15 protein-coding genes are annotated in these 15,457 nt (G+C 64.4%); 9 read left to right on the top strand and 6 right to left on the bottom strand.

All coding sequences use genetic code 11. The features are described 5' to 3' along the window. The first annotated feature begins 30 nt into the window (after positions 1 to 30). The 8 genes from GJ699_RS04435 to GJ699_RS04400 are packed head-to-tail and all read left to right on the top strand — an operon-like array spanning position 31 to position 9,105. Positions 31 to 1,176, top strand: a complete 1,146-nt coding sequence (locus GJ699_RS04435; protein ID WP_154373496.1) for an MFS transporter — start codon at positions 31 to 33, stop codon at positions 1,174 to 1,176. 20 nt (positions 1,177 to 1,196) lie between these two features. Further along, on the top strand, positions 1,197 to 1,622 hold the full coding sequence (locus GJ699_RS04430) for a GlcG/HbpS family heme-binding protein (protein ID WP_154373494.1): 426 nt from the start codon (positions 1,197 to 1,199) through the stop codon (positions 1,620 to 1,622). Between the two features lie 2 nt (positions 1,623 to 1,624). Continuing rightward, the gene (locus GJ699_RS04425) at positions 1,625 to 2,659 is read left to right on the top strand and encodes an amidohydrolase family protein (protein ID WP_308495501.1); all 1,035 of its coding nucleotides are present in this window, start codon (positions 1,625 to 1,627) and stop codon (positions 2,657 to 2,659) included. Between the two features lie 2 nt (positions 2,660 to 2,661). Continuing rightward, entirely contained in the window at positions 2,662 to 3,555 is an 894-nt protein-coding gene (locus GJ699_RS04420; RefSeq protein ID WP_154373492.1) for a VOC family protein, read from the top strand. Positions 3,556 to 3,567: 12 nt separating this feature from the next. Further along, entirely contained in the window at positions 3,568 to 4,434 is an 867-nt protein-coding gene (locus GJ699_RS04415) for a fumarylacetoacetate hydrolase family protein (protein WP_154373490.1), read from the top strand. A 1-nt stretch (position 4,435) separates the two neighbouring features. After that, complete coding sequence (locus GJ699_RS04410) at positions 4,436 to 5,989, top strand: bifunctional 3-(3-hydroxy-phenyl)propionate/3-hydroxycinnamic acid hydroxylase (protein WP_154373488.1); 1,554 nt, start codon at positions 4,436 to 4,438, stop codon at positions 5,987 to 5,989. A gap of 49 nt (positions 5,990 to 6,038) precedes the next feature. Continuing rightward, positions 6,039 to 8,147 carry a TonB-dependent receptor gene (locus GJ699_RS04405; protein ID WP_195763455.1) on the top strand — a complete coding sequence of 703 codons (2,109 nt, stop codon included), beginning with the start codon at positions 6,039 to 6,041 and terminating at the stop codon, positions 8,145 to 8,147. A 52-nt stretch (positions 8,148 to 8,199) separates the two neighbouring features. Further along, a complete protein-coding gene (locus tag GJ699_RS04400) occupies positions 8,200 to 9,105 on the top strand; it encodes an alpha/beta hydrolase (protein WP_154374103.1) in 906 nt (301 codons plus the stop codon). A 24-nt stretch (positions 9,106 to 9,129) separates the two neighbouring features. Here GJ699_RS04400 and maiA read toward each other — a convergent pair whose 3' ends face one another. Genes maiA through GJ699_RS04375 form a run of 5 tightly spaced genes read right to left on the bottom strand, consistent with a single transcriptional unit; the run spans position 9,130 to position 14,133 of the window. Next, complete coding sequence (gene maiA / locus GJ699_RS04395) at positions 9,130 to 9,774, bottom strand: maleylacetoacetate isomerase (RefSeq protein ID WP_154373484.1); 645 nt, start codon at positions 9,772 to 9,774, stop codon at positions 9,130 to 9,132. Beyond that, entirely contained in the window at positions 9,771 to 11,114 is a 1,344-nt protein-coding gene (locus GJ699_RS04390) for an MFS transporter (RefSeq protein ID WP_154373482.1), read from the bottom strand. Before GJ699_RS04390 ends, maiA begins: the two co-directional genes overlap by 4 nt. 41 nt (positions 11,115 to 11,155) lie before the next feature. Beyond that, complete coding sequence (locus GJ699_RS04385) at positions 11,156 to 11,863, bottom strand: fumarylacetoacetate hydrolase family protein (RefSeq protein WP_154373480.1); 708 nt, start codon at positions 11,861 to 11,863, stop codon at positions 11,156 to 11,158. Positions 11,864 to 11,879: 16 nt separating this feature from the next. Then, entirely contained in the window at positions 11,880 to 12,917 is a 1,038-nt protein-coding gene (gtdA, locus tag GJ699_RS04380) for a gentisate 1,2-dioxygenase (protein WP_154373478.1), read from the bottom strand. 19 nt (positions 12,918 to 12,936) lie between these two features. After that, positions 12,937 to 14,133 carry a 3-hydroxybenzoate 6-monooxygenase gene (locus tag GJ699_RS04375; protein ID WP_154373476.1) on the bottom strand — a complete coding sequence of 399 codons (1,197 nt, stop codon included), beginning with the start codon at positions 14,131 to 14,133 and terminating at the stop codon, positions 12,937 to 12,939. A 113-nt stretch (positions 14,134 to 14,246) separates the two neighbouring features. Here GJ699_RS04375 and GJ699_RS04370 point away from each other — a divergent pair, with 113 nt between their 5' ends. Continuing rightward, complete coding sequence (locus tag GJ699_RS04370) at positions 14,247 to 15,140, top strand: LysR family transcriptional regulator (protein WP_154373474.1); 894 nt, start codon at positions 14,247 to 14,249, stop codon at positions 15,138 to 15,140. Here GJ699_RS04370 and GJ699_RS04365 read toward each other — a convergent pair. Further along, complete coding sequence (locus GJ699_RS04365; protein WP_154373473.1) at positions 15,130 to 15,408, bottom strand: hypothetical protein; 279 nt, start codon at positions 15,406 to 15,408, stop codon at positions 15,130 to 15,132. The genes GJ699_RS04370 and GJ699_RS04365 overlap by 11 nt on opposite strands. Positions 15,409 to 15,457 lie beyond the last annotated feature (49 nt).

Genomic DNA, 15,457 nt, shown 5'->3' with positions numbered 1-15,457 from the left:
CCTCCCCATACAAAAATACGGAGACACCACATGAACCTTTCTCGCAGCTTCGGCGACAGCCGGCGCGGGCGTGCAGTGCTGATGCTCGCCCATTTCGCCGGTATGATCGACCTGGTGGCCTTGCCGGTCTGGGTGGGCGCGCTGGCGCAACACTATGGTTTCGATCTCGAACACGCGGGCATGATTGTCACCGCCTTCCTGCTGGGCGCCGTGGTGGCCAGCCTGATCGCCGCACCGCGCTTCAACCGCCTGCCGCACCGCTTGTGCGCCGTCGGCGGCTACGGTGGCGCCGCGCTGGCGTTTGCCGCCGCCACCCAAGTAGATAGTTTCGGCGCGCTGCTGCCGCTGCATGCGCTGGCCGGCCTGTCGCTCGGTACCGGACTGTCGATGGTGCACGGCACCATCGGCCGCAGCGCCAATCCTCACCGCCTGTTCGCTATCGTCGGCACCGCGCTGGGCTTGGGCGCGGTGGTGTTTTATGGTGCGGTGCCACCAGCGATTGTCGCGCATGGCGGCAAGGTGCTGTTTATCTTTTTCGCTGGCCTGATGGGCGTCACCGCCATCGCCTGCATCGCCTTCCCGCAGCGCGGCGGCGAGGTCGAACATGAACACAGCCGCACGCCACTGCCACGCGCCGCCTGGCTGGCGGTGGCGGGCGTCACTTTGATGGCGCTGAACCAGGCCATCATTTTCAGTATGCTGGACCGGATCGGCGTGATGCGCGGCTTCGGCCAGGATCGCGTCAACCAGGTGCTGCTGGTGTGCGGTTTCGTCAATCTGCTGCCGGCTGTGCTGGCGGGCCTGCTGCAACAGCGGCTGTCCGCTACCCGCGTGGCGCTGATGGCGCCACTGCTGCAGGCCACGCTGGCCGTCATCATCGCCAGTTCGCCGGTGTTTGCCCCGTATGCGGTGGCCGCCAGCGTGTTTGCCGCCGTGATGATCTTTACTCACACCTTCCTGTTTGGCCTGATTTCGCGGCTGGACCCGAGCGGCCGCGCGGTCGCCGCCACGCCGGCCATGATGATGACCGGTTCCGCCATCGGCCCCGCGCTGGCTGGCAGTGTCGCCATGCGCGCCGGCTTTGAGGGACTGGCTGTGCTGGCGGTGCTGGTAGGCGTTGGTGCCACCTGCGCCTTCGCCTATGTCGGCCGCCGCCAGCAGGCAGGTATCGCTTAATTCACTCAATTGATTAGACTATGAACGAACTGACTCTCGCCATCAGCAACAACATTCTCAAAGCCGCGCTGGAACACTCCCACGCGCAGGGCTACCGTCCAATGTCGGTGGTGGTGCTGGACGCCGGCGGCCATATGATCGCCATGCAGCGCGAAGACGGCGCCAGCATGTTCCGCGCCGATATCGCGGCGGGCAAAGCCTGGGCCGCGGTGGCCATGGGCGTCAACAGCCGCAATCTGATGAAGCGCGCCGCCGACAATCCAAGCTTCTTCGGCGCGCTGGCCACCACCGGCAACGGCAAATTCATCCCGCAGGTGGGCGCTGTGCTGGTCAAGAACGCAGAAGGCCAGATCATCGGCGCGGTTGGCGCCAGCGGCGGCACCGGCGATGAGGACGAAGCGATCTGCATCCAAGGCATCGTCGCCGCCGGCCTGAAGGCGGACTAAGAATGATGCACGCGTCCTGCTCCTGCGGTATCGACATCCACGCCCACGTGGTGCCGGAACATTTCCCGGCCTACCTGGGCAGCGCGGCGCCGTCCGACTGGCCGTCGACCGCGCCGGCGCATGCGTGCCATCGCCACGTGCTCATTTCGGGCAAGGTATATCGCACGGTGAATGAGCGCTGCTGGAGCACCACTCGTCGCATCGAGGACATGGACACCATGGGCGTGTCGCTGCAGGTGATTTCGCCGATGCCGGAACTGCTGTCCTATTGGATGGCGCCGGCCGCCGCCCAGCAGCTGATCCGCTACATCAACGAGCAGCTGGCGCTGATGGTGGCTGAGTCCAACGGCCGCCTGTGCGCGCTGGGCGCGGTGCCGCTGCAGGACATGGACCTGGCGCTGGCGGAACTGGACTACGTGATCGACAAGCTGGGTTTCGCCGGCGTGGAAATCGGCAGCAATATCAATGGCAAGCCGCCTGGCGATCCATCGTTCGCGCCATTCTTCGCAGCCTGCGAAGCCAAGGGCGCCGCCGTGTTCGTGCACGCGCTGCGCCCGGCCGGCAAGGAACGCCTGGTCGGCCCGGCGCCGTTGCAGCAGGCGCTTGGCTATCCGACCGATGTCGGCCTGGCCGCCGCTTCGGTGCTGACCACCAATCTGATCGAACGCTTCCCCAAACTGCGTATCGCCTTCAGCCATGGCGGCGGCACGCTGGCCGCGCTGCTGCCACGGTTGGAGCAAGCGCACCGCGTATTTCCGGCACTGCAGGAGGCGATTACTTCCAGCCCGTCGGAGCAAGCGCGCCGCCTGTATTACGACGCGCTGGTGTTCGACACGCCGACCCTGCAGCATCTGCTGGCGCGCTTTGGCGCATCGCAGCTGATGATAGGCACCGACTATCCGTTCGCCTTCCACGAACGTAAACCGCTGGCGGCGATCAATGACGCCGTGGCCGACGCGCTGCTGCGCGCGCAACTGATTACGCATAACGCCGAGCGCTTCCTCGGCCTCCCATCCACTTTGCAATTGAAGGACTGACCATGCCTGCATCCCTTGCCGGTAAGCTGCGCAGCATCGCCATCGGTGTCACCGATCTGGCTGCGGCAGAAGAATTTTACGTCTCGACCTGGCGCCTGACGCCGGTCGCGCGCACCGACGATACCGTCTATCTGCGCGGTAGCGGCGCCGATCACCACATTCTGGTACTGCGCCACAGCGATCAGCCGGACGTACGCCGTGTCGATTTCGTCGTCAACAGCGTGGACGATCTGGCCCACATTGCCGACGGCGTGCGCGCCAACGGCGGACACGTGATCAACGACGTGCATGCCAACACCGAACCGGATGGCGGCACCGCGCTGGACGTGCAAGACCCGCAAGGGCGCCATCTGCGTTTTGTGCACGCCCCCGCCGTGCATGCGACGCAGGAAGCCAAGGACGCGCCGTCGCGCATCACCCACGTGGTGTTCAACAGCGCGGACGTGGCGCTGGCGCAGGCGTTCTATGAAAAGGCGCTGGGCTTCAAGCTGTCCGACCGTACCCGCATCATGGCCTTCATGCGTTGCGGTAGCGACCATCACAGCATCGCGCTGGCGGATGCCGATTCCAACACGCTGAATCACATCGCCTTCGTCATGCCGGATCTGGATTCGGTGATGCGCGGCGGTGGCCGCATGCGCGACGCCGGCTATCCAATCGAATGGGGCGTGGGCCGCCACGGTCCAGGCAACAACGTGTTCTGCTACTTCGTCGGCCCGGACGATTTCGTCATCGAATACACCGCCGACGTGCTGCAGGTGGACGACAGCTACCGCGTCGGCAAGCCGGAAGACTGGACCTGGCCACCGGGCCGCGTCGACCAGTGGGGCGTGTCGCAGCCACCGTCCGACCGCATCAAGCAGGCACAGAAAAAAATCCGTTTCACCAATCAATAAAGGAGTACGACCTTGAAACTCATTACCTTCCGCTCCGGCGAAACCACCCGTCTCGGCGTGCTCGATCAAGACAGCGTCATCGACATCAACAAAGTGCTGCCGGAAGTACCGGCCGATATGCGCGCCGCGCTGGTGGCCGGCATCGACCTGACCGCCGCCGCCCGCAAGGCAGTAGAGAAAGCCGGCGCCGCCGATCGCCAGCCGCTGGCCGCGCTGAAACTGGCGCCGCTGATCCCATCGCCGGGTAAAACCATCTGCCTGGGCCTGAACTACTACGACCACGCCGCTGAAAGCGGCCGTGAAAAGCCGGTCTATCCATGGTTCTTCCTGCGTTGCGACACCTCGCTGCTGGCGCACGGCGAAGCGGCGCTGCTGCCACGCGTGTCGGACCGTTTCGATTACGAAGCCGAACTGGCGGTGGTGATCGGCACCCGCGCGCGTCACGTCAAACAGGAAGACGCGCTGCAACACGTCTACGGCTACACCTGCTTCAACGACATGTCGGTCCGCGATTACCAGAAACGCACGCCGCAATGGACCATTGGTAAAAACTTCGACCGCACCGGCGGCTTTGGTCCGCAACTGGTCACCGCCGACGAACTGCCGGCCGGCGCCGAAGGTCTGCGTATTCAGGCGCGCCTGAACGGTGAAGTGATGCAGAACGCCGACACCAAGGACATGATCTGGAACGTGGCTGAAACCATCTCGCTGCTGAGCGAGTGCGTGACGCTGGAGCCGGGCGACGTGATCGTCATGGGCACCCCGGCCGGTGTCGGCCAGTCGCGCACCCCGCCGGTGTGGATGAAGCACGGCGACAAGATCGAAATCGAAATCGAACGTGTCGGCCTTCTGGTGAATACCATCGAACAGGAAGCTTGAGATGAACGCGCTGCACGACCAATACGACGTTGTCATCGTCGGCTTCGGCCCGTCCGGCGCGGTGGCGGCGGCCTTGCTGGGCCAGGCCGGCGTGCGCACGCTGGTGGTGGACCGCAGCCGCACGGTGTACGAGCGGCCACGCGCCATCGCGCTCGATCACGAGATCATGCGCGTGTTCCAGCAACTGGGCCTGGATCAGGAAATCAGCCGTTACTGCGAGCCGTTCACGCCGTCCGAGTATTACGGCGCCGACGGTAAGCTGATCAAGCGTCTGGCCACGGTGGAGCCGCCGTACCCGCTGGGCCACTCGCCGTCGATGGTGTTCACACAGCCGGAAGTGGAGCGCGTGCTGCGCAATCACGTGGCCGAACTGCCGTCGGTGACGGTGGCGCTGGGCCAGCGCATGACCGCGCTGCAGCAGGACGATGACCGCGCCACACTGGCGCTGATCGATGACGAGGGCAATGGCCGTACGGTGCACGCCAGCTATGTGATCGGCTGCGACGGTGCATCGAGCACGGTGCGCGATGCCGCCGGCATTTCGCTGGAGGATCTGGAGTTCGACGAACCGTGGCTGGTGGTCGATGTGCTGATCAATGAGCGTGGCCTGGCCAAGCTGCCGAAGACCAGCGTGCAGTACTGCGAGCCTGAGCGTCCCTGCACCTATGTGATCGGTCCCGGCATGCACCGCCGCTGGGAGATCTCGCTGCTGCCGGGGGAGGATCCGCAGTACATGGCCAGCGAGGAGGGCGCCTGGAGCGTGCTGCAGCGCTGGGTCACGCCGGACGACGCCAAACTGTGGCGCCAGGCCAGCTATCGCTTTCACGCGCTGGTGGCGCGCGAGTGGCGCAACGGCCGCGTGTTCATCGCCGGCGACGCGGCACACCAGCAGCCGCCGTTCCTCGGCCAGGGCATGTGCCAGGGCGTGCGCGACGTCGCCAATCTGGTGTGGAAGCTGCGCGCCGCGCTGAAGGGTAACCGCAATGCCGAAGCGCTGCTGGACAGCTATGGCGTCGAACGCGGCGACCATGTACGCGCGCTGACCAGTCGCATCAAGGAAATCGGCAAAGTGATTTGCGAGCGCGATCCACAGCGCGCCCGTGAACGAGACGCCGCGTTGATTGCCGCCGCCGGCGGTGAGATCCGCACCCAGGCGCGTCAGGACATCATCCCACCGCTGCAGCATGGCCTGCTGGCCGGCGGTGGCGACGGCTTGCAGAAAGCACCGCAGAGCGGCGTTGGCACGCTGTTCCCGCAACCGCGCCTGCGCCGTGAAGGTTCGCCGCTGATGGACGCGGTGGCGGGGTGTGGCTGGCGCGTGGTGACTGCTGCCGAGTTGCCGCAGGCGCTGGCGCAGCGCGCGGCCGTCGCAGCTACCGTGGTACGCGTCGCCCCGGATGACGAATGCGATGGCGTGCTGACCAAATGGTTTGCGCGGCACCAGTGTAGCGTCGCTATCGTCCGCCCGGATAACTATGTGTATGGTGTGGCAGCCAACAGCGATGCCCTTGCAGCGCTGCTTGACGAATGGGAGGCAAGTATCGCAATCGCTTAATCGTTTCAGTTTGCCCCCAGCCTCAAGATTAAAACAGCAAGGAGACAGTATGAAGAACTATCCAAACATGGGCCAACGCAAAATCATCGCCGCCCTGATCGCATCCGTCGTGGCGCAGCAAGCCATCGCGCAGCAGAAGAACGACGAGATTCCAGAGGTGGTGGTGACGGCGCAGAAGCGCTCGGAATCGGCATCGCGCACGCCGCTGGCGTTGACCGCGATGACGGCGGAAGACCTGACCAACCGCGGCATCAGCAACGCCTCGGACCTCACCAATGTGACGCCGAATGTGCAGATCGGTACCGCCGATGGCGGCAACACCAACATCTACATTCGCGGCATCGGCAGCAACAACACCACCGAAGCGGGCGATCCGGCTGCGGCGTTCCACCTGGACGGCGTGTACCTGGCGCGTCCGGACGAGGCGCGCGCCGCCTTCTTCGACATCTCGCGGGTGGAAGTGTTGCGCGGTCCGCAGGGCACGCTGTACGGCCGTAACGCCACCGCCGGTGCGGTGAACGTGATTACCGCCAAGCCGGAGGATACCTTTGGCGGCAAGTTCTCGTTCGAGGTGGGCAGCTACCGCGAACGCCGCGCCGAGGGCATGCTGAATATTCCGGTCAACGACATGCTGGCACTGCGTGTGGCGGTGATGGGCGAGCACCACGACAACTACGTGGGCAACAGCACCACCAACAACAGCCAGAACACCGTGGCCGGCCGCGTGCACGCGCTGCTGAAAATCGCACAAGGGAATACGCTGTTGTTGTCGGCTGACCGCACACAGCTGAATGGCCCGGACAATCCAGGTGTGCCGCTGCCGCTGGCGGCATCGAAAGGTTCGGCCGGCCAGTACAACACCGATTCGCTGGCGGCCGACGATCGCGCCACCTATTCGGGTGTGAGCGCGGAGTGGAACTACGACATCGGTGCCACCACCTTCACCTACCTGGGCGCGCACCGCACCAAGAGCAAGGAGCACAGCGCGCTGGATGTGGGCAGCTTCGGCAACTCGGCATCCGGCAGCACCAACGACACCAGCCAGAACTCGCATGAATTCCGCCTGTCGTCGAACGGCACCGGGCTGTGGAAATGGGTGGGCGGCCTGTACTTGTTCAAGGAATCGCAGGAAGCCTGGTCGACCTTCGGCAATGGTGTGCTGGTCAGCTACACGCCTAACTTCGAATCGAAGTCGCGTGCGGCATTCGGCCAGGCGACTTATTCGCTGACCGATGCCATCCGCCTGACGGCCGGTCTGCGCAGCACCCGTGACGAAAAACATAGTCACGACGCGACGTCGACCTTCAACTTTGGCACGCCGGTGGTGTCGCTGACCAATGCGGATAAGTCGTGGAGCAATACCGACGGCAAGCTGGGTATCGACTACGAAATCAGCAAAGGCACCATGCTGTACTCGACCTACACCACCGCCTACAAGGCCGGTGGCTTCAACGGCTCGAACGCTGCTGCCAACCTGCCGGTGACCTACTACAGCCCGGAGAAGTTGCGCGCGCTGGAAGCCGGCGTGAAGACCAAGTTCTGGGGTAACAAAGGCCAGTTCAACGCCAGCGCCTTCCACTACGATTACAAGGATCTGCAAGTCGGGACCATCGTCAGCGTAGGCCAGGGCGCGGGTTCCAGCGTCGTCAACAACGCCGCCAGCGCCACCATCAATGGCGCCGAAGCGGACGTGAAGGTGAAGGTAAGCGCGGATGGCCGCTTCGATGCCTCGCTGGCTTACACCGATGCGAAGTACGACAACTTCAACAACTGCGTCTACGAGCCGACCAATGAAGTGAAGGACTGCTCGGGCAACTCGCTGCGCAATGCACCGAAGGCCACGCTGGCGCTGGGTTACGAGCATCAGGTGTCGCTGGAAAACGGCGCCACCGTGGTGTTGCGTGCCGACACCCGCTTCTCCGCCAAGTACTACAACGACGACACCAACTCGGCGCTGTTCGCGCAAGGCGGCTACCGCAAGAGCGATATCTCGGCGCGCTACAACTCGCCGGATTACAAGTGGTACACCATGGTCTACGTGCGTAACCTGGAGAACCGCAACATCCTGGCTTCGCGTTATCCGGCAGTGGTGGGCCGCTCGTACGGCTACACCGCGCCACCGCGCACCATGGGCGTCAGCGTAGGCACCAGCTTCTAATCTTGACACGCGGGCCGGGTGACCGGTCCGCAGGGAGACCAATGTGAGATATATGATCTGCATGGCCGCGATGGCGGCCGTTATGCCGTATGCGGCGCAGGCGCAGCAGCAGGCACCGTCGTTCATGCGGGAGCTGCCGCAGGCGATTGCGCCGGCCAGCGAACCGTCGATTGTGCTGGGCGCGGGCGGCAAGGCGTCGGATGAGATGTGGGCGATGTTCGAAGGCGGCCGCATGGTGCGCAACGTGACGCAGGCGGCGATCTACCCGGTGCGGCCGGCACCAGACAAGGCGAATGGCACGGCGATTGTGATCGCGCCCGGTGGCGCGTTCCTGGCGCTGTCCTTCGATTCGGAAGGTATGCAGGTGGCGCACTATCTGGCAGAGCAGGGCGTCACCAGCTTCGTACTGAAGTACCGGCTCGACCCGACGCCGAAGGATGGCGAGGGCTTCGGCCGCGCCATCGGCGCGCGCGTTACCAGCTTCAGCCCGACCACCAAGTACGTCGACATGCCGGACAGCGCGGCGCAGCGCTGGGGGCAGGAAGATGGCCTGGCGGCGATCAAGTGGGTGCGCAGCCACGCTGGCGAGTATGGCGTGCGGCCGGACCGCATCGGCATGATCGGCTTTTCGGCCGGTGGCATGACCACCATGAATGTGCTGGGTAATTACGACAGCAGCAGCCGTCCGGACTTCGCGGCGGTGATCTATGGCGCCAGCACCGGCAAGCCGCTGCCGAAGGATCTGCCACCGCTGTTCATCGCGCTGGCGGCGGACGATCCCTTGCTGGGTTACGCCAGCGTGCCGATCTTCGACGCCTGGCGCGCGGCTGGCAAGCCGGTGGAGATGCACGTCTACCAGGCCGGCAGCCATGGCTTCGGCATGCGGAAGGTTGGCGGCACGGCTGAGCAATGGCCGCAGCATTTCAGTCAGTGGCTGAAGGCTAACGGCTTGCTTTGAGTTGATTGAGTGGCCTGGCGTGGATCACTCCGCGTCGGGCTGCGCCTCCGGCCGGGCGGCGGCGAATGCCGGCAGCCCGGCGCAGGCTTCTTCGATGCGCAGTATGGTCGGATACCCCGACAGATCGCATTCAAAGCGGCGCGCGTTATACAACTGTGGAATCAGGCAGCAGTCGGCCATGGTCGGCATGTCGCCATGGCAGAAGCGGCCGGTTTCGGCATCGCGCGCCAGCGTGGCTTCCAGCGCGTCCAGGCCCAGTTTGACCCAGTGCCGATACCAGGCATTCTTCTGTTCCGGCGTGACCTTCAGCGTCTCGCTCAAATACTTCAGCACACGCAGGTTGTTCAGCGGATGGATTTCACAGGCGATGGCTTGCGACAGCGCGCGTACCCGCTCACGGCCCGCCGCGTCGGCCGGCAGCAGTGGCGATGCCGGCCGCGTTTCATCCAGATACTCAATGATGGCCAACGACTGGTTCAGTGTCAGTCCATCTTCTTCCAGCACCGGTAGCAGATGCTGCGGATTCAGCGCATCGAAGCCGGCGCCGAATTGTTCGCCGCCGTTGCGTGTCAGGTGGGTGTACGCCTGTTCGGCGTTGAGCTGCTTCAGTCCGAGCGCGATGCGCACGCGGTAGGAAGCGGAGGAGCGGTAGTAGGTATGCAGTTTCATGAAGAGAGACTTTCGTTGGGAGTGGCATGCAGCGGCGCCACAGCGGCGGGGCGGCCCAGGCGCGCCATCACTAGCAGCGCGCAGGCGGCCAACACGGCCGGTACCGACAGCATGAGGAAGATGGTGTGGTTATCCAGTTTTGCGGCGAGTAGCGCGCCGCCGGCCAGCGAGCCGACCACCGAGCCGCTGCGGCCCACCGCCGAGGCCCAGCTGACGCCAGTGGCGCGCACCGCGGTGGGATAGAAGGCTGCCGCCAGCGCGTTGGCGCCGACTTGCGAGCCGCTGACGCCAAAGCCGACGCCAAACACCGCCAGCACCAGCATCAATATCGAGTCGCTGGCTAAGCCCATCAGGACAATGCAGGCCGCCGCGCCGAGGTAGGCCACGGCCAGCACATGCTGCGGCTGGAAGCGGTCCATCCAGCGTCCCAGCAAAATCGCGCCCAGCGTGCCGCCGATCTGAAATGCGGAGCTGATGAAGGAAGCCTGCGACAGGCTGTGTCCCGCGCTGTTGAGCAGCGTCGGCAACCAGCTGGAAATCAGGTAGATGATCAGAAGGCTCATGAAGAAGGTCATCCACAGCAGCACCGTGCCGCCCAGCAGGCCGGGACGGAATAGCTGCACCACCGGCGAGCCGGCCGGCTTCACGTCCGATACGGTCAGCATCGGCAGCTGCTCCGGCGCGCCGATGATGGACCACATGATGCGTTTGATGGCGACGCAGCCACGCCCGTTCAGCACCAGCCAGCGCAGCGACTCCGGCAAGCCTAGCCACAGCATGGGCGCCAGCAGTAACGGCAGCAGGCCGCCGGCCGCCAGCACGCCACGCCAGCCGATGGTGGACAGCAGTTGGGCCGAGAACAGGCCGCCCAGCGCGGAGCCGATGGTGAAGCCGCAGAACATCAGTGTCACCAGACCGGCGCGCTGGCGCGTGGGGCAGTATTCGGAGGTTAGCGTGATGGTGCTGGGCATGGCGCCACCCAGTCCCAGGCCGGTGAGAAAGCGCAGCGCCAGCAGCGTGCCCAGATTGGGCGCGCATGCCGACGCCAGGCTGGCAACGCCGAAGAACAGCACCGATGCCAGCAGCACCGGCTTGCGACCGTAGCGATCGGCCAGAGGCCCGAGCAGCAGCGCGCCGCTCATCAGGCCAAACAGGCCGGCGCCGAACAGTGGCGCCAGCGCGGCGGCGCTGAGCTGCCATTCCGCGCGCAGCGCCGGCGCGATGAAGCCGATCGAGGCGGTGTCGAAACCGTCTATCGCCACCACCAGAAAGCACAGTACCAGCAGTTGTTTCTGGAAGCGCGAGAAGGGATGACGGTCGATAAACTGTTGTACGTCCATGGCGTTGTCTCCTGTGTGGTTGTGATGGCCGCCGGCGCTGCTTAGATCATCTTGACCGTGATCGGCGTCAGGCCGGCGATGGTGGCGTGCATGGTCTGGCCGCGCACCACCGCGCCCACGCCTTCCGGGGTGCCGGTCATGATCAAATCGCCCGGCTGTAGCGTGAATAGCGTGGACAGGTTGGCGATGGTTTCGCTGACGTTCCAGATCAGGTGCGTCAGGTCGCTGCTTTGCGTGGTCTTGCCGTCCACCGTCAGCACGATGGCGCCATCATTGCGTTCACCACCGTCTTCGATGCGGGTGATCGGGCCGATTGGCGCCGAGTAGTCGAAGGCTTTGCCCACTTCCCAAGGGCGGCCCTGTTCCCGCATGCGCATTTGCAGATCGCGGCGGGTCATGTCCAGGCCCACAGCGTAACCGTAGATGTGGGCGGCGGCGTCTTCTGCGGCGATGTTGGCGCCGCCCTTGCCGATGGCGACCACCAGTTCGATCTCATGGTGGTAGTTCTCGGTGCGTGGCGGATAGGGTAGTTCCAGCGTGGCGCCGGCGGCAATCGGCAGCACCGACTCGGCGTCGTTCGGTTTGCAGAAGAAGAACGGCGGTTCGCGATCCGGGTCGAAACCCATCTCACGCGCATGTGCGGCGTAGTTGCGGCCGACGCAGTAGATGCGGCGTACCGGGAAGGTTTGATCGCTGCCGTTGATGGGCAGGCCGACGATGGCTTGAGGGGTGAAGGCAAATTGGCTCATGATGATCTCTGGTGGGTTATTGGGAGAGGAAAGCTTCGCGGTGGATGCCCATGGCTTCCTGTACCGGACGGTCGGAGAAGCTGAACAGCACCACGTCTTCCGGTGCTTCAAAGCTCAGCGTTGCCCACGACGGCACCACGAAGGTGTCACACGGGGTGAAGTTGAAGCGCTGGCCGCCGATGATGGCGCTGCCGCAGCCTTCGACCACGCTGTACACGGTGCCGTCGGTGCTGCGTTGTGGCAGACCCTTGAAGCCGGCCGGCAGTAGCTGCATGCAGGCGCCGATGGTCGGCATCGGCGAACCGCCGGTGAGCGGATTCACGAAGCGCAGCTTGTGGCCTTGCCATTGATCCAGCGCGGCGCTGCGGCGGACGCTCTCCAGCGTTTCGCGAGTACGTGCATACGGATAGCTGAACAGCGGCGAGCTGCGGCCGCTGTGCAGATTGCGCACCGGCGCCAGGTTGTTGCCGTAGGCGGCAGCGCTGTAGCCTTCCGGACGCGCGACCTGCTGCATCGCCTCATCGCCGTTTTCGGCGAAGCCGCCGTCGAAGAAGCGCAGCATCGGGATGTCAAGGCCATCGAGCCAGACCACCGGCTGGTCGCCGGGATTGCCATGGTCATGCCAGGTCCACGATGGGGTGATGATGAAATCGCCGGGATGCATGGTGGTGCGTTCGCCGTCGACGGCGGTGTAGGCACCCTTGCCATGCACGATGAAGCGCAGCGCTGCCTGGGTGTGGCGGTGCGCCGGCGCCACTTCGCCCGGCAGGATCAGTTGCAGGCCGGCGTACAGCGATTGCGTGATCGACGAGTTACCCGGCAGCGAAGGGTTCTCCAGCACCAGCACGCGGCGCACGGCTTCTTCGGCGGTGATCAGGTCACCGGCGCGCATCAGGTGCGGCAGGATCTGGTCGAAGCGCCACAGCGCGGCTTGATAGGGCGGGGTAGGCTGGCGCGGCACCAGGTTGTGCAGCGATTCCCACAGCGGCGCCAGATGCATGGTCTGCATGTCGTGGTACAGCTGCTTGCGGGCGGCTTGAATGTCGTTGTTCATGTCGTTCTCCGTTGGGGTGTCAGATGGCCAGGCAGCGGTCTTTGGTCCAGCCGTACAGCCATTCGAGGGCGTTGTAGAAACCATCGGCGCTGCGGCCTCGCCAAAGATCGTTGCGCACCAGGCGTTCGACGCCGGCGGCGTGATACAGGCGGCCCATCTCGCGCGCAGACAGCACCACGCGCGCGGTGCGGGCGATGCGCGATTTCTGATACAGCGCGAAGGCGGCCTCCATGTCGAAGTCGCAGTGGCGGATCGCCTCACCCAGCGTGACCGCGTCTTCCAGCGCCATGCAGGCACCTTGGGCCAGGTACTGCAGCATCGGGTGGGCGGCGTCGCCCAGCAGCGTCATGCGGCCCTTGGTCCAGTTCTCGACCGGGTTGCGGTCGGCGGTGCTCCAGCGGCGCCAGGTCTGCGGCGCTTCCAGCAGCTTGCGCGGCAGCGGCGCGATGCCGGTGAAGTAGGACAGCACTTCCTCCTTGGAGCCATCGCGCACGTCCCACACTTCGGCATCGCGGCTGTGGAAGGTGACCACGAGGTTGTACTGATCGCCGCTGCGCAGCGGGTAGTGCACCAGGTGGCAGTTGGGGCCAGCCCATACCACCGGCGCGTTCCAGCGCAGCTGTTCCGGCATCACATCGGCCGGGATCACGGCGCGATACACAACGTGGCCGGAGACCCGCACGGCATCACCGACGATGTGGTCGCGCACCACGGATTTAACGCCATCGCAGCCGATCAGGTAATCCGCCTTGAACACGCGGCCCTGACGGTCGGTGATGGTGACGCCTTGATCGTCCTGCGCCACCTGGTCGATATGGCAGTTGGTCACCAGCTCGATGTGGTCATGGCGGACTTGTTCGAGGATGGCGGTGTGGATGTCGGCGCGGTGGATCACCGCGTACGGGTTGTTGAAGCGCTGGCGGAATGGCTCGCCCACTTCGAAAGTGCCTACCTCTTGGCAGTCGACGGCGTCCATCATCACCAGCCGCTCGGTGAACACGGCGCGGTTGCGGACTGCCTCGCCCACACCCAGCGCATCCAGCGCGGCGAAGGCGTTGGGGCCGAGCTGCAGGCCGGCGCCGATCTCGCCCAGTTGCGTGGCCTGTTCCAGCACCGTGACAGCGATGCCGAGCCGGGACAGCGCCAGCGCCGCCGCCATGCCGCCGATGCCGGCGCCCGCGATCAGCACCGAAGGCAGTTTGCGATCTGTTTTCATGATGGTCTCCATACGACTTGTGAATGACTTCAGTATGGGCTGGCTGGACTATGTTGGAAACGGATCGTCTCTGATGGTTATAATCAGGTTTTTAAATAATGGTGGAGTAGGCCATGGCGCGCTTCGACCTGGAATTGCTGCTGGTATTCGACGAGATCTACAAGACGCGCAACGTGACGCGGGCGGCGGACAATCTCACGCTGCCGCAGTCGACGGTCAGCCTGGCGCTGGGCAAGCTGCGCGAGCATTTCAACGATCGCCTGTTCAGCCGCACCGCCAAGGGCATGGAGCCGACGCCGCGCGCGCAGAACGCGATTGAGGACGTGCGGCGATCGATTCAGGCGCTACAGCATGCGCTGGCCGACCAGCCGGTGTTCGATCCGGCCGATAGCCAGCGCGAGTTCCGTATCTGCATGACTGACATCAGCGAAGTGGTGCTGCTACCGAGGCTGTTGAATCACCTCCGCATGGTGGGGCCGGGGCTGAAGGTGGACGTGTACAAAATCTCGGCCGATAGCCCGGCCGAACTGGCCGATGGCACGGTCGATCTGGCGGTGGGTTTTATGCCGCATCTGGAGGCGGGCTTTTACCAGCAAAAGCTGTTCGATCAGGATTTCGTTTGCCTGGCATCGGCGCGTCATCCGCGTATCGGCGAGGCGGTGACGCTGGCGGCGCTGCAGGAAGAGGGTCATGTGGTGGTGCGCACGTCGGGCACTGGTCACGCGATCGTCGACAAAGTGCTGGCGCAGGAAAAGCTGCAACGGCAGGTGGCGCTGAAGCTGCCGAGTTTTCTCGGCGTGGCGCGGATCGTGGCAGAGACGGAATTGATCGCGATCGTACCGCATCGCTACGGCGCGGTGATGGCGGACAGTGAAGCGATTCGGATACTGCCGGTGCCGGTGGCGCTGCCGAGTTTCTCGGTCAAACAGCACTGGCATGAACGCTATCACGCCGATGCCTCCAACCGCTGGCTACGGCAAGTGATGGCGCAGCTGTTCAGCCAGTGATAAGCAGCTTCAGCAGGGCGGGGAGCAGTTGCGCGAGGAACACCGAACCGACTACCCAGACGATGATGCTGGACTTGGCTTCAGCAAGTTGCGCTTTGATATCGCCACGCAGCTCAGCGATATCGGTCTTTGTGGCACCGTTGGCTTTCAAAAAGGCGATATCGAGCTTCATCGTAGCGATGTCGGCTTCAATATTGTCGAGGCGATGTTCGATAGTCATGCGCCAATCATAGGAAGCTTGCGATTCCTCGTCAAATTTCGTCGACATAACGTGCTCCCGGTGACGGCATAGAGCTTCAATTTTAGGCAGCGAGCAG

This window comes from Duganella guangzhouensis (genome assembly GCF_009674535.1).
GTDB classification, from domain to species: Bacteria; Pseudomonadota; Gammaproteobacteria; order Burkholderiales; family Burkholderiaceae_D; genus Rugamonas; species Rugamonas guangzhouensis.
The sequence above is the reverse complement of the archived record's forward strand: the minus strand, read 5'-3'. Positions and strand labels throughout refer to the sequence as shown.